Source organism: Paenibacillus arenilitoris (assembly GCF_014705655.1).
GTDB classification, from domain to species: domain Bacteria; phylum Bacillota; class Bacilli; order Paenibacillales; family Paenibacillaceae; genus Pristimantibacillus; species Pristimantibacillus arenilitoris.
Map to the genome: position 1 here is coordinate 72,009 of NZ_JACXIY010000024.1, position 18,305 is coordinate 90,313.

Sequence of the window (18,305 nt, forward strand, 5' to 3'; positions counted from 1 at the left end):
GCTTGGTTTTTTTAAAATTATAAGAATTTAAATCGAAAAAAGTTTACCCGCGCAAAAACATTTAGTCCCTTAACCAATCTCCCAGTGGCTGAAAAAGCTCGTCCCGGGGAAACAGGTTGATTGAGCGATAATTGTATATTGAAGCAAATAGACCGACTCCTTTAAGATGAGCCCATCCCACAACAAAGCAAAGGAGAGCGGAAATGACAAAAACTTTAGAAAAAGCGCTTCCGCCGGTGAACGCGGCTTTTTCATCTCAGCGTAAAAAACAAACCGTCCAAAAAATAACGAGGCATTGGCAGTACTATCTGCTCGTCGCATTACCGCTGCTGTATGTTCTTATCTTTAAGTACCTCCCGATGTTCGGGGTCTTGATCGCTTTCAAAGAATACAACGTCGTGCAAGGGATTCTAAACAGCCCCTGGGCAGGCTTTAAGTATTTCGAGCAGCTTTTCCAGGCTCCTTTTTTCTGGCAGTACTTAAGGAACACGCTGGAGATTTCGCTGTACGGGTTGCTGGTCAACTTCCCTCTGCCCATCATCTTGGCGCTGGCACTCAATGAAATACGCAACGGCTTGTTCAAAAAATCGGTTCAAATGGTCACCTATGCGCCTTACTTTATTTCAACGGTAGTTATCGTGTCGATTCTCATCGTTAATCTATCGCCCAATGTTGGATTGGTAAGCAATATTTTCAGGGCGCTTGGCATGGAACCGGTTGATTTTTTGGGAAAATCGGAGCTCTTTAAGACGATCTATGTCTTTTCGGACGCCTGGCAGTACACAGGGTACAGTGCGATCATCTATATTGCCGCTTTATCCGGCGTCAACCAGGAGCTGTACGAAGCAGCCAAAGTGGACGGGGCCACCCGCTGGCAAAAAATCATCAATATCGATATCCCTAGCCTGGTTCCCATTATCGTTATTCTGTTGATTCTGAACTTGGGGAATACGATGAGCGTCGGCTTCGAAAAGATTTATTTGATGCAAAACCCGCTCAATCAAAACACTTCCGAAGTCATCTCGACCTATGTGTATAAAGTCGGATTGCTGGGCGCGAATTTCAGCTTTTCGGCGGCGATTGGCCTCTTTAACTCCGCAGTCAATTTTGTCCTGCTTATTTTCGTGAACTTCATCTCAAGAAAAATAACGTCCAACAGCTTATGGTAGGAGGGAATAACTTGAAGGGTATTAAAATTCGGGAGTCAGCGGCCGACCGCGCGTTCCTTGGAATGGTTTATTTGTTACTGGCAATCGTCCTCATCGTCATTCTGTTTCCGCTCTTGCATATTTTCAGCGCGTCCTTCAGTTCGCCGGCCGCCGTCACATCCGGCAAAGTATGGTTATGGCCCGTCGATTTCACGCTCATCGGGTACAAAGCGGTTTTTCAAAATTCCGATATTTGGATCGGATTCGGCAACTCCTTGTTTTACACCGTATTCGGTACGCTGCTTAATGTCGCTTTTACCGTGGCGATTGCATACCCGCTCGCAAGGAGAACCTTCGCCGGCCGAAATCTGATGATGATATTCCTCGTCTTTACGATGTTTTTCGACGGGGGGCTCATCCCTAACTACCTTCTGGTCAAATCTTTGGGCCTTCTGGATACGCGCTGGGCTATGCTTCTCCCTGGAGCCTTCGCCGTCTTTCAGGTGATTATTGCGAGAACCTTTTTCCAAACGACGATCCCTGACGAGCTTGTTGAAGCTTCGCAGCTTGACGGCTGCAGCGATATGAAGTTCTTCCTGAAGATCGTGCTGCCGTTATCCAAGCCGATCTTGGCCGTATTAGCGCTTATGTATGCGGTAGGCCACTGGAACACCTACTTCAACGCCCTGATTTATCTAAGCGATAACGCGAAGTTTCCGCTGCAGATCTTCCTGAGGAACCTGCTCATCCTGAACTCGGAGAACACGGATATGTACGTCAATATCGATGCCGACACGGTTCGGCAAGGGTTGAAGGATTTGCTTCAGTATTCGCTTATTGTGGTCGCCAGCCTGCCGGTGTTGATCATTTACCCCTTCGTGCAGAAGCATTTTGTCAAAGGGGTCATGATCGGATCCCTGAAAGGTTGAGGTTGGAGAACGGAAAGGTGGTGAGGCTCTAAAAAAGGTCCGCGGAAGACATGCAGGCAGGAGTTTCAATCATGTTGGGGGAAAAACAATAACGGGGAGGATTACTCTTGAACAAGTCATTATTGCAAATAATCGGTTTACTATTGGCAGCAGTCTTGATTTTATCCGCATGCAGCGGCGCCGCAACGGAAAACAACGCGAATTCTTCTTCCGGTTCCGGAGCAGCCGGGAAGGACGCCGCTTCCGGCAAGCAGGTGGAGTTAAGCGTGTTTGCTCCCCAAGAGGCCGGTATCGAGAATATGGACGTCAACAAATTTTCCAAACATATCGAAGAGAAGCTCCATATCAAATTCAAATGGGAAACGACGCCGGGGAATGCATTCGGCGACAAGAAGCAACTGCTGCTCGCAAGCGGAGACTATCCGGCTTTGATTTTGAATGCGGGGGCAACCAAAGCGGATCAAATCAAATATGGTCAACAGGGCACTTTCATTCCCTTGAATGACCTTATTGAGCAATATGCGCCGAATATTAAGCAGGCGATGGAGGAAATCCCTAATTTGAAGGAGAGCATGACCGCACCGGACGGTAATATTTATGCGCTTCCTCGCATTAACGAATGCCTTCACTGCACGTATTTCCAAAGAGTATGGATCAACAAAGCTTGGCTAGACAAGCTGGGGCTGGACATGCCAACCACAACCGACGAGTTCTATAAAGTGCTGAAGGCCTTCAAAGAACAAGATCCGAACGGCAACGGAAAAGCCGACGAGGTTCCGTACTCGACCTCCTCCGACGGAACGTGGGGCGGCGGCGTGGACACCTTCCTCATGAACGCGTTCATCTATAATGATGCGGGCCGATATTTAAGCGTGAATGAGGGCAAGGTCGCGTACTCCGCAGCTCAGCCGGAATGGAAGGAAGGCTTGAAATACCTCAACAAGCTCTTTACCGAAGGCTTGATCGATAAAGGGGCGTTTACCCAAAATGCCGATGCGGTCAAACAGCTTGCCAATAAACCGGACCCGTCGGTCGGCGTTATCGGATATGCCAACATCGGCAGCGCTTTTCTCTTGAACGACGAAAATCCGCGGCATAAGGACTATGTCGTACTGCCGCCGTTGAAAGGGCCCAATGGGGTCCAGTTGGCCGGGTATGCCAAAGGCTTTGGCGGAGGCGAATTCGTCATTACGAATAAAGCCGCCGAAGAGGAGAAGATTGCGGCGATTCGCTTGGCCGATTACCTCTTCAGCGAAGAAGGAACCGTCATGACGACTTGGGGCTTTGAAGGAAAGGGATGGAAGAATGCCGAAGAAGGACAGGTCGATTATAACGGGAATCCGGCGAAATATGACGTCATTACGAAAGCTCCTTCGGCAAGCGGAGAAGTGACGCTGGATGAAACATGGTGGCAGCTTGGGACGATGAAGATGCTCAATTCGATTCGCGAAGCCTTCGTGGCCCCGGAGGATCCGCTCAGCGCGGGCGATGGCGCAAGGGATTACCGTTTCTGGCTGGCTGCCAAACAATACGAGCCGTTCGCAAAACCTGAAGCGGTGTATCCGAGCGATGTCTTCTTTAAGCCGGAGGACGCCCTGACGATCTCTCAAATCGAGAAGACGCTGACGGATTACGTGAAATCCAGCATGGCCCAATTTATTACAAGCAACAAAGATATCGACAAGGACTGGGATAGCTATATGGAAGGATTCAAAGGTTTGCAGCTGGAGCAGTATTTGAAAATACATCAAGACGCATTGGATCAATAAGTGTCGTTGCAAGAGGCCCATGCTGTCGGCATGGGTCTTTATACAAACATTCGGACGCATTGTGGATGTCGAATATGCATGAGGAGGATGGTCTATTAAATGGTTACGAACGAGGAAATCCGGTCAGCGGCGCAAGTGACTCCATCGGATCGGCAATTGGCATGGCAAGAGATGGAGTTTTATGCGTTTATACATTTTACGGTCAATACCTACACGGATCGGGAATGGGGACTCGGAAACGAAGATCCGGGAATCTTCAATCCTGTCCAATTCGATGCCGATCAATGGGTCGACGCATGCCGTTCGGCAGGAATGAAAGGGATCATCTTAACCTGCAAGCATCATGACGGATTTTGCCTATGGCCGAGCCAATACACGGACCATTCCGTGAAGAAGAGCCCGTGGAAGGACGGTAAAGGAGACATCGTAAAGGAAGTAGCCGCTGCATGCCGGCGCGGCGGCTTGAAGCTTGGCGTCTATCTTTCCCCTTGGGACCGGCATGAACGTTCCTATGGCGATTCCCCGGCATATAACGAATATTTTAAAAACCAGCTTAGAGAATTGTTGACGAACTATGGCGAAATTTTCTGCGTGTGGTTTGACGGGGCTTGCGGGGAAGGGCCTAACGGCAAGCGGCAGGTTTACGATTGGGACGGATACTACGCTTTGATCCGCGAATTGCAGCCGAATGCCGTCATTTCCGTGTGCGGACCGGACGTCCGTTGGTGCGGCAATGAGGCCGGGCATACCCGGGAATCCGAATGGAGCGTCGTGCCCGCAGCACTGAAAGATAACGAGAAGATTCAGGAAAAATCGCAAAAAGCGGATGACGGCGAGTTTTCCAAAAGAATCGATACGCAAGACAGCGATCTGGGCAGCAGAAATTTGATTGCGAACGTCCGCGATCTCGCGTGGTATCCGGCGGAAGTAAACACCTCCATCCGTCCCGGTTGGTTTTATCACGCTTCCGAGGACGATCAAGTAAAGACTTTGGCGGAGCTGCTGAACGTATACTACGGGTCGGTAGGAGGAAACGCGAATTTTCTGCTGAACCTTCCGCCGGATCAACGCGGATTGATTCACGAGAACGATGTGGAGCGGTTGAAGCAATTCGGCCAAGTAATCGGCGGGATGTTTAAGACCGATCTGGCGCAAAATGCCGCCGCCCGCGCCTCGGAAACTTATGATGAAAGCTTTGGCGCGAGCAACCTGTTCGACGGAAACAAGGAAACGTTCTGGCGGCCGAAGGAAGGCACGGAGCAAGCGGTCATCGAGATCGATTTGAAGGAAGAAGCAGCTTTCAATCGAATCGTATTGATGGAGCATATTCAATCAGGACAACGAATTGAAAGCTTTACGCTGGCGTGCAAGGATGAAGAGGGCTGGAAAGAAGTCTATCGCGGCACGATCATCGGATATAAGCGGATTTGCTGCTTCGACGCGGTGACTGCCGGATCGATTCGGCTCTCGATTACCGCATCCAGATGGTTTCCGACTTTGTCCAGCTTCGGCGTTTATAAGAGTCCATCGGAGGTGTAACTATTGCGTACGAATGCAAGCAACAAGACAAGCTTTGAAGTGGTTGGGAACGCCTTCCAATACAATGGAACGCCGGTTCGGCTCATTTCAGGAGCGATGCATTATTTCCGCGTCGTTCCGGAGTATTGGGAAGACCGGCTTAGAAAACTGAAGGCTTGCGGTTTCAATACCGTCGAGACTTATGTGCCGTGGAACTTTCACGAGCCGAAGCCGGGGCAATTCTGGTTCGAGGGTATGGCGAATATCGAGCGTTTCATTCAGATTGCCGGGGACATCGGACTGCATGTCATTGTAAGGCCGAGCCCTTATATTTGCGCAGAGTGGGAGTTTGGCGGATTGCCGGCGTGGCTTCTTGCCGATGCGGACGTGAAGCTGCGCTGCTATGACGAGAAATTTCTTGAGCGGGTGGATGCCTACTTCGACGTACTGTTGCCGAGATTGAAGCCGTTGTTATGCACGAACGGCGGACCGATTATTGCGATGCAAATCGAGAACGAGTACGGCAGCTACGGTAACGATGCCCGTTATCTCGAGTATTTGCGCGAAGGCATGGTCAAGCGAGGCATCAACGTGCTGTTGTTTACCTCCGACGGACCGACCGATGCGATGCTGCAGGCCGGAACGGTTCCGGGCGTGCTGGCAACCGTCAATTTCGGGTCCGGTCCGAAGGAAGCCTTTGTGAAGCTTCGGGAATACCGGAACGACACGCCGCTGATGTGCATGGAATATTGGAACGGCTGGTTCGATCATTGGGGAGAACCGCACCATACCCGCGACGCTCAGGATGTGGCTTCCGTCCTGGAAGACATGCTGAAGGAGAACGCGTCGGTTAACTTCTATATGTTTCACGGCGGAACGAATTTCGGCTTTTATAACGGGGCCAATTGCCAGCAGAAAGACAAATACGAGCCGACGATCACGAGCTATGACTATGATGTGCTGCTGAGCGAATCGGGGGAACCGACAGATAAATTTTTCACGGTTCGCAATACGATTTCCAGATATGCGGATATCGGGGAATTGGAATTGCCCGAACCGATCGGGAAGAAAGCTTACGGCCGCGTGCCGATGACCGAACAAGCCTCTCTGTTTTCCCAGCTTGACCGGCTTTCAACTCCTGTTCGCATGGCAAATCCGGAAAGAATGGAGAAGCTTGGACAAGACTACGGCTTTATTCTGTATACAACCAGAATCACCGGGCCGAGAGAGAAGCAAGAGCTGAAGATCCAAGAGGTGCGGGACCGGGCCCTTGTGTTTGTAGACGGACAATATCAAGGCGTGATCGAGAGAGGCAATAACGAAACGAAGGTCTCGTTCGCCGTTCCGCCGGAAGGCGCCGAAATCAGCATTCTGGTTGAAAATATGGGGCGTATTAATTACGGTCCTTATTTGAAGGATTGCAAGGGAATCACGGATGGAGTGCGCCACGGTTTTCAGTTTTTGTTCGACTGGACGATTCACACGCTTCCGCTTGATAACACTTCTCTACTGGCTTACAAGGCGGCTGGTCCGCAAAATTCGCCGGCCTTTTTCCGAGGAATCCTTCAGGTAGACGAGGCGGCAAAAGATACGTTCCTGGATATGACGGGCTGGACCAAAGGCGTCATCTTTATTAACGGGTTCAACCTGGGGCGCTACTGGAACAAAGGGCCGCAGAGCACTTACTATGTTCCCGCTCCGCTCTTGCGGCAGGGGGATAACGAGATCGTCATCTTCGAACTGCATGGAACGCTCGAGCAGCCTGCAGTGACATTCGCGGATGAGCCGAAGCTCGGTTGAGCCAGAAACTATGAAACAACAACAGCGAAGCCACGCGGTATTTCGGGCTTCGCTTTTTCATTTTTCGTGAAACCTCACAGCGGATCTGCGTCGCGCGCCGCTCCCGCGGCGGAAGTATCCGCCATTGCATGACCGCGATCGATCGCTATAATGGGGATAAAGAAAGCGGTTTATTGCCGCAAACGGGAGGACAGCCATGTTCTATTCGCTAAGAAGCCGTCTGATCGCGATTTTTTTCCTGCTCTTCGTCCTGTCCTTCGTGACCCTGTCGCTGCTGCTGTTCAACCAGTCCCGCGAAATTATCCGGTCTTATATCGAATCCTCCGCTTTGGAGAAAATGGGGGAGTACGGCTCCTACATCGATATGGTCCAGACGCAAATATATGACCTCGCGTCCATCGTCTTCAACAGCGATCTGACGAGAAGCTGGGAGGCGACCGCCTCCGATCCCGCGGCTTCGGCCGGGGAGAAAAATCTGGCCCACTTCCATATGAGCCAATTTCTGACGCAGACGACGAACAGCTACTCCAGCGTATCGAAGGTGACGATCTACCGGCCGGAGGGCACCTGGGTGAGCAGCGGCAATCTCGTCGTATCCGATCCTTCGTTCCTGCGGGAGGAGTGGTACAACGACTTCAAGCGCAAGGACGAGCGCTGGATCGCGGCGCACACGGACGCGGCGGAGCTTCGCAACAACAACAAGCATCCGGTGATCAGCCTGCTCATGCCGATCGGCACGTTCGAGCCTTCCTTGACGAGAAGCGTCATGAAAATAAACGTAAGCGCCGACTATTTCCTCGAGCCGCTGAACCGGATTCACCTCGGCGAGAGCGGCACCATCTATTTGCTCGATCAGCAAGGGAAGCCGATGCTGTCCCAGTCTTCTTACGACGCGCATTCGGGCATGCTGCGGCAGGTCGAGAACATACGCGCCGGCTGGCGGAAGCAGGGGGTCGTGTACTTGACGAACGAGCAGGGCGAGAAGGACATTCTCGTGTACAAAAAGCTGCCGCAGACAAATTGGATGCTGGTCGGCTTCGTCTCGGAGAACGATCTGTATTCGCAGCTGTTCCGGCTGCGGGATACGATTCTCGTCGTCGCGACCCTGCTGCTCCTCTTGTCCCTCGTCCTGGCGACGTGGCTGTCGCACGGCATAACGAAGCCGCTCTCGCGGCTGGTGCTCGCGATGCGGCACGTGCAGCGGGGCGACTTCATCCATGCGGAGAGCCGCCTGTCGCCCGTGAAGAGCGTGCGCAACGAGGTCGGCTTCGCGACGGAGACGTTCCGCAACATGGTGACGCAGCTCAGGCGGCATATCAAGACCGAATTCGAGCAGAAGCTGCTCCGGCAGCAGGCGGAATACAAGGCGCTGCTCATGCAGATCAACCCGCATTTCCTGTTCAACACGCTGGAGCTCATGAGCAGCCTCGCGATGCAGCGCCGTACCGACGACACGGTGGAGGTGATCGAATCGCTTGGCAAAATGATGCGCTTCTCGCTCAAAATAAGCGACGATCTGATCCGACTGGAAGAAGAGCTCGTATACGTCGGATATTACATCTCCATCTTGAACATCCGATTCGGCGACCGGCTCGAGATTGCGGTCGAGAAGGAAGGCGAGCTGGACAGGCTGACGATCGTGAAGTTCATTATCCAGCCGCTGATCGAGAACGCGGTGAAGTACAGCTTCCGGCACCGGACGGACGCGAAGGTCCGCCTCCGCGTCAGGCGCGCGGAAGGGCGCGTCCATCTGATCGTGTCCGACAACGGTCCGGGCATGGCGCCCGAGCGGCGCAAGGAGCTGCTGGACTACGCGGCCACCGCCCGGCTCGATCATATCTTATCAAGCCGGGACAGCCGGATCGGCCTGGGCAATGTTCTGTCCCGGTGCCGCTTGTATTACGAGTCGCTGTTCGAGGCTCGCATCGATTCGGCGCCCGGAGAAGGCACGACGATCGAGCTCATACTACCCGCACAGGAGGAACGCCATCATGTACCGAGTGTTGATCGTGGACGATGAACCGGAAATCAGACAGGGGCTGCGGCTCAAGGTGGATTGGGAGGGACTCGGCTTCCGCATCGCAGGCGAGGCTTCGAACGGCGTCGAGGCGCTGGAGCGGCTGGCCGCCGAAGCGATCGATATCGTCGTCACCGACATGAATATGCCGGTCATGGACGGAACGAGCTTCCTCGATGCCTGCCATGAGCAGTATCCGCACTTGCGGCTGATCGTCATTACGGGCTACGAGGATTTTCATTACGCGAAGGCGGCGATCCGGAACCACGCGCGGGATTATTTGCTCAAGCCGGTCGCGAGGGACGAGCTGACGGGGGCTTTGACGAAGGTCGGGCAGGAGCTCGATAAGGAGCGGCTAGACCGTGATCAGGCCGCGATGACGGAATGGCGGCTGTCGCAATATTACAAGGAGATGAAGGAGCACTTCCTCGTCCGCATCGTGAAGGAGGAGCCGCAGCGGGACAACGTCGTCATGGAGCGCGCCCGGTTATTCGAGCTTGACGGATGGGACGGGCGCGCCGTGCGGTTCATGACAGCCGGGCTGACGGCCCGCCGGGCAGAGAGCGTCGACCCGGAGCGGTCGCCGGACCGGTTCCGCCTGCCGTTCGAAATGATGGCAAGGGAATGCGCGGAGGGGCATCGCGGCTCGATACAGACGTTTCGCGACCCCAATTACCCGGGCCTCATGCACTTTGCGCTGCTGGAGGAAGAGGGCCTGCGGGCGGCATTCGCCGAGGCGCTGCACCGGCACGTGACGGCCTTCATGAATTTCGAGATTAGAGCCTCGGCCGGTCAGCCCGTGCGCGGCTTCAAGCAATGGAAGGAAGGGTATATGGCCTCCTTGCTGGCATGGAACGTGCCGGGCGGCAAGGAAGCCGGCGATGCGAAGGGTCCGGCCGGACAAGCGCTGCCCGAGGACGCGATCAAGGTGATCGAGCGCTATTTGGCCCGCGGGGAGCTCGCCTCTCTCGAAGAGGCGATCCGGCAGGAGCTGCAAGAGGCGAGCGCCTCGCAGCCCGTCTTTGTCAAGGCGATCTTCCAGCTCTACCTGATGCTCGAGCCGATCGCGCAGGAGCTGCGGATTACGCTCGGCAGCGGCGAGCAGCTGTGGCTTCGTCCGGAGATGACGCTCAGCCTCGATACGGTGGAGAAAGCCGTCCGCTTTCTGATGGGCATCGCGGCGAAGATCGAGCGGAAGCGGCAAATCGACAACGAGGAGGCCGATCCGTCCCTTGTCGCGGCGGCCCAGCAATTCATCGACGAGCACTATATGGACGACCTGAACTTGACGATGATCGCCGAGAAGTATAACTATAACGCCTCCTACTTCTCGGAAATGTTCAAGGCGAAGGCGGGCAAGACCTTCATCCAATATTTGAACGAGGTACGCATAGGCCATGCCGTCCGGCTGCTGAAGCAGACGACGCTGAACCTGTGGGACATCGCGGAGCTGACCGGCTTCTCGAACGCGAGCTATTTCAGCTCGCGGTTCAAGCGGATGTACGGCATGACCCCTTCCGAATTCCGGCTGCGGCCATCTGAAAAAATCGATAGCGAACATCCGAAGAATTAGCATTCATTCCGCGGTGCCCCTCCCTTATGATGAATTTACATCAATAGAGAGGGGCATTCGCGATGAGTTCAAGCCGCAAGCCGCTGGCAAGAGGCCATAACCTGACGGCGTATACGTTTCTGCTGCCGTGGCTGATCGGATTTTTTTGCCTGACGCTCGGTCCGATGCTCGGTTCGCTTTATTTGTCGCTGACGAGGTATAACCTCCTGACGCCGCCGCAATGGATCGGAATCGCCAACTACATCGAAATCTTGAAGGAGGACGACACGTTCTCGAATTCGTTGTGGCTGACGGTCAAATACGTATTCCTCTCCGTGCCGCTCCGGCTCGCCTTCGCGCTGCTCGTCGCCATGGCGCTGAACAAAGGCATCCGGGCGCTCGGCATTTACCGGACCGTCTATTATATTCCGTCCCTGCTCGGCGGAAGCGTGGCGATCGCCATCGTCTGGCGGCAGATCTTCGACGGCGGCGGCCTGGTGAACCGGTTTCTGGACTGGTTCGGCATCCAGGGGCCGTCCTGGATTTCGCATCCCGATTACATCGTCTATACGATCATTTCGCTATCCGTCTGGCAATTCGGCTCCGCCATGGTCATCTTCCTCGCGGGGCTCAAGCAGGTGCCGGGCGACCTGTACGAAGCGGCGCAGGTGGACGGGGCGAACAAGGTGCGGCAGTTTTTCGCCATTACGCTGCCGATGCTGACGCCCGTCATCTTTTTCAACCTCGTCATGAGCATCATCAACTCGTTCCAGGCGTTCACGCCGGCGTTCGTGATCGGCGACGGACGGGGCGGCCCGCTGGACGCGACGATGTTCTACACCTTGTACCTGTACCTGAAGGGCTTCTCGTTCTTCGATATGGGCTACGCGTCCGCGCTCGCCTGGATCATGCTGATCATCATCGGCGCATTCACGGCCGTCATATTCGCGACGTCGAAGCATTGGGTGTTCTACGGCGACGGCAAGGAAGGGAGGTAGAGGCGCATGACGCTGGCAAACGGGTTAAAAGGGTTCACGAAGCATGCGCTGATCATCCTCTTCGGCATCGCCATGATCTATCCGGTGCTGTGGCTGGTCAGCAGCTCCTTCAAGCCGAACGACATGATTTTCGCGAAGCCCGGCTTATGGCCGGCCTCATTCACGCTGGACAATTACGTCAACGGCTGGCGCGGCTTTCAAGGCGTCGCGTTCGGCACGTTTTTCGCCAATTCGTGGCTGATCTCCATTCTGAGCGTGCTCGGCAACGTTATTACGTGCTCGCTGGCGGCGTTCGCCTTCGCGAGGCTGAATTTCAAGTTCCGGAAGCTGTGGTTCGCGCTGATGCTCGTGACGATCATGCTGCCTTATCACGTCACGCTCGTTCCGCAGTACGTCATCTACAACGAGCTGCAATGGATCAACACGTATTATCCGCTCATCCTGCCGAAGTGGCTGGCGCACGATTCCTTCTTCATCCTGATGATGGTGCAGTTCATCCGCGGCATTCCGAGAGAGCTGGACGAGAGCGCGACGATCGACGGCTGCAGCCAGCGGCAGATCTATCTCCGCGTAATCCTGCCGCTGCTGACGCCGGCGCTTATCTCGGCCGCCATCTTCACCTTCATCTGGTCGTGGGACGACTTCTTCAGCCAAATGATCTACTTGAGCGACATTAAGCTGTTCACGGTACAGCTGGGCATCCGGTCGCTGTTCGATCCGACCGGCCAATCGGACTGGGGGGCGCTGCTGGCGATGTCGACGCTGTCGCTCGTCCCGATCACGCTCATCTTCCTGTTCTTCCAGCGATATTTCCTGGACGGGATCGCGACGACGGGGCTCAAATAACGCATTGCAGCCGAAAAAAATGATAATGAACACCCGAAGGAATGAAATTCCGGTCATTCGGAAATAAGCGTAGCATGAGTGGTGCAAGCGAATTCACTTTCGAACATAGGGGGAAATCAAGATGAGAAAACGGATGCTAATCGCGGCGTTAGGCATGCTGACGGCGTTCACGGCGGCTTGCTCCGGCGGCACCGGAAGCCCGGGCGCGGGAAGCGGCGGCGCGGGAGCGAGCAACGCGCCGGCGGGCAGCGGCAACGACGCCGGCGGAGCGGAGCAGGTCGAGCTTCGCATCATGTGGTGGGGCGACCAGAAGCGGGCGGACATCACGAACGAGGCGCTCAAGGTGTTCCAGGAGAAACATCCGAACATTAAGGTCGTAGGCGAGTTCGCGCCGTCCACCGGCTACTTCGACAAGCTCAATACGCAGCTGGCTTCCGGCACGGCGCCCGATATTTTCTTCCTCGGCGGCAACGTGGTCGATTACGCGAACAAGGAAGTGCTGCTCGACCTGGAGCCTTACGTCGGCAAAGAGCTGGATTTGAGCGATATGGATCAATCGATGATCGAATACGGCACGATCGGCGGCAAGCTGCTCCATATTTCGGCCGGAGCGAACGCCCGCGGCGTCGTCGTGAACAAGACGCTCTTCGAGAAGGCCGGCATGCCGGTGCCGGAGGACGGCTGGAACTGGGAGGACTACGCGCGGATCAGCAAGGAGATTTCCGAGAAGCTGGGCGACGGCGTCTACGGCACGTACAACATGTCGGTCGACGGGATGGACATCGGACTGAAGCAGCAAGGAAAGCAGCTTTACGATATGGCGAACGGGACGCTCGGCTTCGATGAGGCCGATGCGCTGAAGTGGTTCCAATATTGGGACGCGACGGCGAAGGCGGGCGGCGTCGTGCCTTCCGATCTGCAGGTGTCGAACCCGCCCGGCGACACGAGCAAGTCGCTCATCGTAACGGGCAAGGTCGCCATGAGCCTCATCCCGTCCAACCAGCTTGCGGCGCTGCAAGGACTCACGCAGGATGAGCTGATCATGGTTCAGCTGCCGCGCGGCGAGAAGGGCACAGGCGTCGTGTTCGAATCGAGCCAGGGACTGTCCGGCTACGCGAAGACGAAGCATCCGAAGGAAGTGGCGACGCTGCTCAGCTTCTTCATCAACGATTCGGACGTCGCGAAGATTCTCGGCAGCGACCGCGGCGTGCCCGTCACGGCGGCGAACCGCGCGCTGCTCGAGGGCGAGTCGAGCCCGGTGGAGAAGATCGTCTACGACTATACGAGCCGCGTATCCGAGGCGACGAAGACGGAGCCGTTCGCGGTGAGCTACAACCCGCCGGGCTTCTCGGAATACTCGAAGCTGGCCGAATCGACGATGTACGAGATCGGCTTCGGCCGGAAGAGCGTGGAGGCGGCGGTCAAAGATTTCTACGAAGGTACGGTCAAAATTTTCAAAAACAACCAGTAAGGGGCTCGCGCGCCCCGGAATGACGGCGACAGGCTGCCTCGCGGCAGCCTGTTTTTTATAAGAGGAGCAACGAGGAGAGGGGATGACGTCGATGAACGAATCTTTGCTTAGGCGGCTTCGAGAGCTGCCTATGGACGAGAGACTCGGCGAACCGAAGAAGCCGCAGGACGCGGCAAGCATCGAGGAGTGGAAGCGCTCCGGCGTCCGCTTCGCTGCCGGCTCAGGCAAGCTCGAGCGGGTTTATTACGCCGCGGCGCGGACGCTGCTTGACTGCATCGCGCCGACGGGCGGCGAGGAGCGGATTTTGCAGGAGGGCGGCATCTATCTCGGCTGCTGGCTGGAGAGCACGGGCACGATTAACGCCGAGCTGCTGTCGCGGTTCATGCCGCGCGTGTCGGAGGCGACGTACCGCTCGTTCGCCGCGCATCAGCGCGAGGACGGGCTGCTGCCCTACAAGCTGACCGGGAACGGCCCCGCTTACCGGCAAATCCAGCTCGTGACGCCGCTCGCCCGCAGCGTATGGCATTATTACAGGCTGCAGCGCGCCGACAAGCGGTTTCTGCGGACGATGTACGCGGCGATGGCGCACTACGACGAGTGGCTCGCCGCCTACCGCGACACCCGCGGCACGGGCTGCGTCGAAGCGTTCGGCACGTTCGACACCGGGCACGACCTGTCGCCGCGCTTCTGGCACGCGCCCGATACGCCGCACGGCGGCGACGCGGGGCAGGTGAACCCGGACTCGCCGATCTTGCCGTTCCTCGCGCCAGACCTGACGGCTAACGTATACTGCCAGCGGCTATACTTGGCGCGAATCGCGGAGGAGCTCGGCGAGCCCGGGGAGCCGTGGCGGGCCAAGGCGGAGGCGAGCCTGAACAGCTTGTTCCGCCATTGCTTCGACGCCGGGGACCACTTCTTCTACGACCGCGACCGGAACGGCGAGCTCGTGCGCGTGCAGTCCGACGTGCTGCTGCGGGTGATGGCGTGCGAGGTCGGGGAACGGCCGTTCTTCGATGAAGCCTTGAAGCGGTATTTGCTGAATACGGGCAAGTTTTTCGCCAAATACCCGTTCACCTCGATCGCGATGGACGATCCGAGGTTCGATCCGTTCTCGACCTACAACAGCTGGGGAGGAGCGAGCAACTTCCTGAGCCTGATCCGGGCGCCGCACGCGTTCGAGCATCACGGCCGGCACGTGGAGCTGACCTGGGTGCTGCAGCCGATTCTGTCGGCGTTCGCGCGGGCCGAGCGCTTCGCGCAAGCCGTCAGCCCGTGGACGGGCAGCGAAGGGTTCACCGAGGCGTACTCGCCGTCGATTCTGTGCCTGCTCGATTATATCGAGCGGCTAAGCGGCATCCTGCCGACGCAAGGCGGCGAGCTGTGGTTCACGGGGCTCGTCCCGTACGCGATGGACCATGGCGAGGAGGTCGCGGGCGAGACCGGCTACGCCCGGGTCGTGGACGGCACCGAGTACGAGCTGCTGAACGCGCGGGACGGCTCCGAAATTTACCGGGACGGCGAGAGCCATATCCGCTTCCCGAGCGGGGTGCGGGTCGTTACCGGTCGGGACGGCAAGCTGAGAAGCGTCGTCGGCATGAGCGTCCGGACGGTGGAAGGAACGCTGCGCTACGAGGGCCGCGACATGCCGTTCAAGGCGAAGGGCAACGAAGTGCTGGCGTACGAGGACGGCGCGCTCAGAAGCGTGTCCGATATCGGCATCATTCATCCGACTTACCGGTAGGGAAGAGAGGAGACCGTTATGCTCAGAAGAGAGGATATTCAAATCAGGGATCCGTTCGTGCTGCCCGTGCCCAAGCAGAAGCGTTATTACTTGTTCGGCAGCACCGACCGGAACATCTGGGGCAAGGGGACGGGGACCGTCTCGCGCTGACGATCCATACGCCGAACCGGACGCCGGACGAGCGCCCGATCTTCGTCGAGCTGCTTGAGCAAGACGGGAAATGGGCGATCGGGGACGAGCTGTAAGGGACAGCTATAGAAACGCAATCCATAATTCACGCTAATAAAGGTTCATGGCATTTATAATCGTCAGGCGTGGCGTCTGCATGATGGAGGCGCGCCTGACTGCAGACCGGAACGGCCCGCTGTTGCTTCCTTACGGCGGGCTTTTCTTCTTAGGATCGTCGCGCAAATGTTTTATTCAAACGAGTCGAATAATTCGCGAAGGTAGTCTCTCCGACCATGCAGGATGCGATAGATAATGATGGTGTCATCCATAATCCTGTAGAAGACCAAATAGGGATTTACTACAATAAACCGGCAGCCTCGTTGAGTAAGGGAATATTCGTCTTCCGATAAGACGGAGCCCTTATGGGGGAAATCGGCTAAACTCGACAGGTGGGCATCCAGCTTCTCCAGCCTGTCTTCTGCCGCAGTAACGTTATCCTTGGCTATAAATGAAAATATTTCGTCCATATCGTCTACAGCAGCCGGAGCGTATTTGATTTTAATCTTTCGCGGCATCGATCTTCCTCCGCATTCTTGCGATCACTGTATCATGGTCAAGTAATTCCGCCCCTTCGGCAACCTGCTTTTCGGCTATTAAAAGCTTGGATTGGAGCTTGATGCGAGCCTCCATGCGCCGGTACGCCTCATGGCTCATCACGACCAAATCCGCTTCCCCGTTACGTGTAATAATGACGGGTTCGTCAAGTTCGTGACAATATTTCGAGAAACCGTTGTAATCCTGCCGTATTGAAGTGGAGGGCTTGATATGCATGCTTTACAACTCCTTCCTGACATTATAATGACTGTATTATATCATTAAAATGACAAACGCAGCTGCTTGCCGTTTCCCCTTTTCATTCGCTTCGCCTCAGCCTCCGCAAGATGCTCACATCGTGCTATCCGCTACTTGCCCATTTCCGTTCGCAGCCTCTTTCTGCAGATCGGCCCCATACTGCTGCGTCCACGCCCACATGGCGGCAAAAATCGGCTGCAGCCCTTGCCCGGATTCGGTAAGCTCGTATTCGACATGCAGCGGTACGCCGGGATAAATCGTGCGTGTAACGATCCCCTTCTCCTCCAGCAGCCGCAGCCGGTCCGTCAACGTTTTCGGACTAATGGGCTGCAGCTTTTTGCGTAACTCCCCAAACCGCCGAGTCCCGTTAAACAGCTCGAACAATAGAAGAAGCATCCATTTGCTGTCCAAAATCTCGAGGATCGGTTCGACGGTGCCCGGACACGATCGGTCCATCATCGGTTATTCCCCATTAGTTCATTTTTTGAAACTATTGCACTTAAATGTAACTACTTTTCAAATGTACCACAGTTCAATTACGATAGGAATCGGAAAAGAAAAAATAAGGATCTAAGATTAAGGAGGAGAATCACGATGAAAACCATGATATGGGCAACGTTAACCGCTAACGGCAATTACGCGCAATCCGGCCCCGAGAACCCGCCCAGAAAAGAAGCGCTGGACGACTTCGCCGCGCAGGCCAAAGCCGCAGGAAATTTCATTGTCGGACGCAAAACGTTCGAAGCCATGCAGAATCCGGGCAGAGTATCCCGGGAGGAGCAGGCAGCCGCAAGCGGCCCGTTCGCGGAGCTGGACATCGTCGTTTTGTCCAGGAGCATCGAGGCCATCCCCGGCGTTAAGGTAGCGGAATCGCCGCGGGAGGCGCTGGACTATTTGCGTCAAAGGGGCCATCAAACCGCTCTCGTCAGCGGCGGGGCGGACATCCACAATGCGTTTCTGGGCCAGGGACTTGCGGACGAGGCGATCTTCAACGTGGCGCCGGTTCTCGAAGGGAAGGGGTTGAATCTGTTGATCGACGAAGAGGCGTACGGCTATCGCCCTGTCCGGCTGCTGGATTGCAAGCCTCTCGGCGGCGGCGTCGTTCAACTGCGCTATGCGATTGACCGGTAAGATAAGGAATAGAGAGCTCTAAGCGAACGGTGCTGTCCCGAAAGTCATCGCCGGATGACGGAAAGACAGCACGGCTAGACAAGTGAAAAGCCTTCGATTGTGCAGCCTTTGCGCGATCGATGAGGCGGCCGGAAGGTATGCCTGCGTTTGTGCAGACATTTTCGGGACGCAAGCCCCTTTTTATGCTCACCGAACGAAAAAAGATGCGCATTGCAGGCATTTGATTCGCAGAGCGCATGGATCGCTTAAACGCCTGCACAATTGCACGCTTTGGCATAAGACGCGCTGCTTGGGAGCAGATCACGCGGCGTCTTCGGAGCGAGGCGGATCAATCGCTCAGAGGCGGCAACAGAGATGCAGAAATG

General features: G+C 55.8%; 16 protein-coding genes. 13 read left to right on the forward strand and 3 right to left on the reverse strand.

Going from position 1 to position 18,305, the window contains the following annotated elements; genetic code table 11:
* Positions 1-203 precede the first annotated feature (203 nt).
* From IDH41_RS19880 to IDH41_RS31830, 12 genes are all read left to right on the forward strand, one after another.
* Complete coding sequence (locus IDH41_RS19880) at positions 204-1,169, forward strand: ABC transporter permease (RefSeq protein ID WP_190864114.1); 966 nt, start codon at positions 204-206, stop codon at positions 1,167-1,169.
* Positions 1,163-2,077 (forward strand): carbohydrate ABC transporter permease, encoded by a 915-nt coding sequence (locus IDH41_RS19885; protein ID WP_190864117.1) that lies wholly within the window; start codon positions 1,163-1,165, stop codon positions 2,075-2,077. Before IDH41_RS19880 ends, IDH41_RS19885 begins: the two co-directional genes overlap by 7 nt.
* Positions 2,078-2,184: 107 nt before the next feature.
* Positions 2,185-3,846, forward strand: coding sequence for an ABC transporter substrate-binding protein (locus IDH41_RS19890; RefSeq protein WP_190864119.1), 1,662 nt, complete (start codon positions 2,185-2,187; stop codon positions 3,844-3,846).
* A 99-nt stretch (positions 3,847-3,945) separates the two neighbouring features.
* Positions 3,946-5,385 (forward strand): alpha-L-fucosidase, encoded by a 1,440-nt coding sequence (locus IDH41_RS19895; protein ID WP_190864135.1) that lies wholly within the window; start codon positions 3,946-3,948, stop codon positions 5,383-5,385.
* Positions 5,386-5,388: 3 nt separating this feature from the next.
* Positions 5,389-7,164 (forward strand): glycoside hydrolase family 35 protein, encoded by a 1,776-nt coding sequence (locus tag IDH41_RS19900; RefSeq protein WP_223829880.1) that lies wholly within the window; start codon positions 5,389-5,391, stop codon positions 7,162-7,164.
* Positions 7,165-7,360: 196 nt separating this feature from the next.
* On the forward strand, positions 7,361-9,184 hold the full coding sequence (locus tag IDH41_RS19905; RefSeq protein WP_190864137.1) for a cache domain-containing sensor histidine kinase: 1,824 nt from the start codon (positions 7,361-7,363) through the stop codon (positions 9,182-9,184).
* The gene (locus tag IDH41_RS19910) at positions 9,156-10,754 is read left to right on the forward strand and encodes a response regulator transcription factor (protein WP_190864139.1); all 1,599 of its coding nucleotides are present in this window, start codon (positions 9,156-9,158) and stop codon (positions 10,752-10,754) included. Before IDH41_RS19905 ends, IDH41_RS19910 begins: the two co-directional genes overlap by 29 nt.
* Positions 10,755-10,816: 62 nt before the next feature.
* Complete coding sequence (locus IDH41_RS19915; protein WP_190864141.1) at positions 10,817-11,731, forward strand: carbohydrate ABC transporter permease; 915 nt, start codon at positions 10,817-10,819, stop codon at positions 11,729-11,731.
* A 6-nt stretch (positions 11,732-11,737) separates the two neighbouring features.
* Complete coding sequence (locus IDH41_RS19920; protein ID WP_190864142.1) at positions 11,738-12,577, forward strand: carbohydrate ABC transporter permease; 840 nt, start codon at positions 11,738-11,740, stop codon at positions 12,575-12,577.
* 121 nt (positions 12,578-12,698) lie between these two features.
* Positions 12,699-14,048, forward strand: a complete 1,350-nt coding sequence (locus IDH41_RS19925; protein WP_190864144.1) for an ABC transporter substrate-binding protein — start codon at positions 12,699-12,701, stop codon at positions 14,046-14,048.
* Between the two features lie 91 nt (positions 14,049-14,139).
* A complete protein-coding gene (locus IDH41_RS19930; RefSeq protein WP_190864146.1) occupies positions 14,140-15,789 on the forward strand; it encodes an MGH1-like glycoside hydrolase domain-containing protein in 1,650 nt (549 codons plus the stop codon).
* 18 nt (positions 15,790-15,807) lie between these two features.
* Entirely contained in the window at positions 15,808-15,939 is a 132-nt protein-coding gene (locus IDH41_RS31830; RefSeq protein WP_263364595.1) for a hypothetical protein, read from the forward strand.
* A gap of 266 nt (positions 15,940-16,205) precedes the next feature.
* Here the strand turns inward: IDH41_RS31830 and IDH41_RS19940 are convergent, their stop codons facing one another.
* From IDH41_RS19940 to IDH41_RS19950, 3 genes are all read right to left on the reverse strand, one after another.
* Positions 16,206-16,532, reverse strand: a complete 327-nt coding sequence (locus IDH41_RS19940) for a type II toxin-antitoxin system RelE/ParE family toxin (RefSeq protein WP_190864148.1) — start codon at positions 16,530-16,532, stop codon at positions 16,206-16,208.
* A complete protein-coding gene (locus tag IDH41_RS19945; RefSeq protein WP_190864150.1) occupies positions 16,516-16,788 on the reverse strand; it encodes a type II toxin-antitoxin system prevent-host-death family antitoxin in 273 nt (90 codons plus the stop codon). The genes IDH41_RS19940 and IDH41_RS19945 overlap by 17 nt, the downstream gene beginning before the upstream one ends.
* Before the next feature lie 114 nt (positions 16,789-16,902).
* Complete coding sequence (locus IDH41_RS19950; protein ID WP_190864152.1) at positions 16,903-17,268, reverse strand: winged helix-turn-helix transcriptional regulator; 366 nt, start codon at positions 17,266-17,268, stop codon at positions 16,903-16,905.
* A gap of 135 nt (positions 17,269-17,403) precedes the next feature.
* On the opposite strand from IDH41_RS19950, the gene IDH41_RS19955 reads away from it, so the two are divergent.
* Positions 17,404-17,940, forward strand: coding sequence for a dihydrofolate reductase family protein (locus tag IDH41_RS19955; protein WP_190864154.1), 537 nt, complete (start codon positions 17,404-17,406; stop codon positions 17,938-17,940).
* Positions 17,941-18,305: the final 365 nt, after the last annotated feature.

Excerpts from the sequence above, each read along its gene's own strand:
- IDH41_RS19880 (WP_190864114.1), top strand. The coding sequence starts at position 204 with ATGACAAAAACTTTAGAAAAAGCGCTTCCGCCGGTGAACGCGGCTTTT.
- IDH41_RS19885 (WP_190864117.1), top strand. The coding sequence starts at position 1,163 with ATGGTAGGAGGGAATAACTTGAAGGGTATTAAAATTCGGGAGTCAGCG.
- IDH41_RS19895 (WP_190864135.1), top strand. The coding sequence starts at position 3,946 with ATGGTTACGAACGAGGAAATCCGGTCAGCGGCGCAAGTGACTCCATCG.
- IDH41_RS19905 (WP_190864137.1), top strand. The coding sequence starts at position 7,361 with ATGTTCTATTCGCTAAGAAGCCGTCTGATCGCGATTTTTTTCCTGCTC.
- IDH41_RS19910 (WP_190864139.1), top strand. The coding sequence starts at position 9,156 with ATGTACCGAGTGTTGATCGTGGACGATGAACCGGAAATCAGACAGGGG.
- IDH41_RS19915 (WP_190864141.1), top strand. The coding sequence starts at position 10,817 with ATGAGTTCAAGCCGCAAGCCGCTGGCAAGAGGCCATAACCTGACGGCG.
- IDH41_RS19920 (WP_190864142.1), top strand. The coding sequence starts at position 11,738 with ATGACGCTGGCAAACGGGTTAAAAGGGTTCACGAAGCATGCGCTGATC.
- IDH41_RS19925 (WP_190864144.1), top strand. The coding sequence starts at position 12,699 with ATGAGAAAACGGATGCTAATCGCGGCGTTAGGCATGCTGACGGCGTTC.
- IDH41_RS19930 (WP_190864146.1), top strand. The coding sequence starts at position 14,140 with ATGAACGAATCTTTGCTTAGGCGGCTTCGAGAGCTGCCTATGGACGAG.
- IDH41_RS31830 (WP_263364595.1), top strand. The coding sequence starts at position 15,808 with ATGCTCAGAAGAGAGGATATTCAAATCAGGGATCCGTTCGTGCTGCCC.
- IDH41_RS19940 (WP_190864148.1), bottom strand. The coding sequence starts at position 16,532 with ATGCCGCGAAAGATTAAAATCAAATACGCTCCGGCTGCTGTAGACGAT.
- IDH41_RS19945 (WP_190864150.1), bottom strand. The coding sequence starts at position 16,788 with ATGCATATCAAGCCCTCCACTTCAATACGGCAGGATTACAACGGTTTC.
- IDH41_RS19950 (WP_190864152.1), bottom strand. The coding sequence starts at position 17,268 with ATGATGGACCGATCGTGTCCGGGCACCGTCGAACCGATCCTCGAGATT.
- IDH41_RS19955 (WP_190864154.1), top strand. The coding sequence starts at position 17,404 with ATGAAAACCATGATATGGGCAACGTTAACCGCTAACGGCAATTACGCG.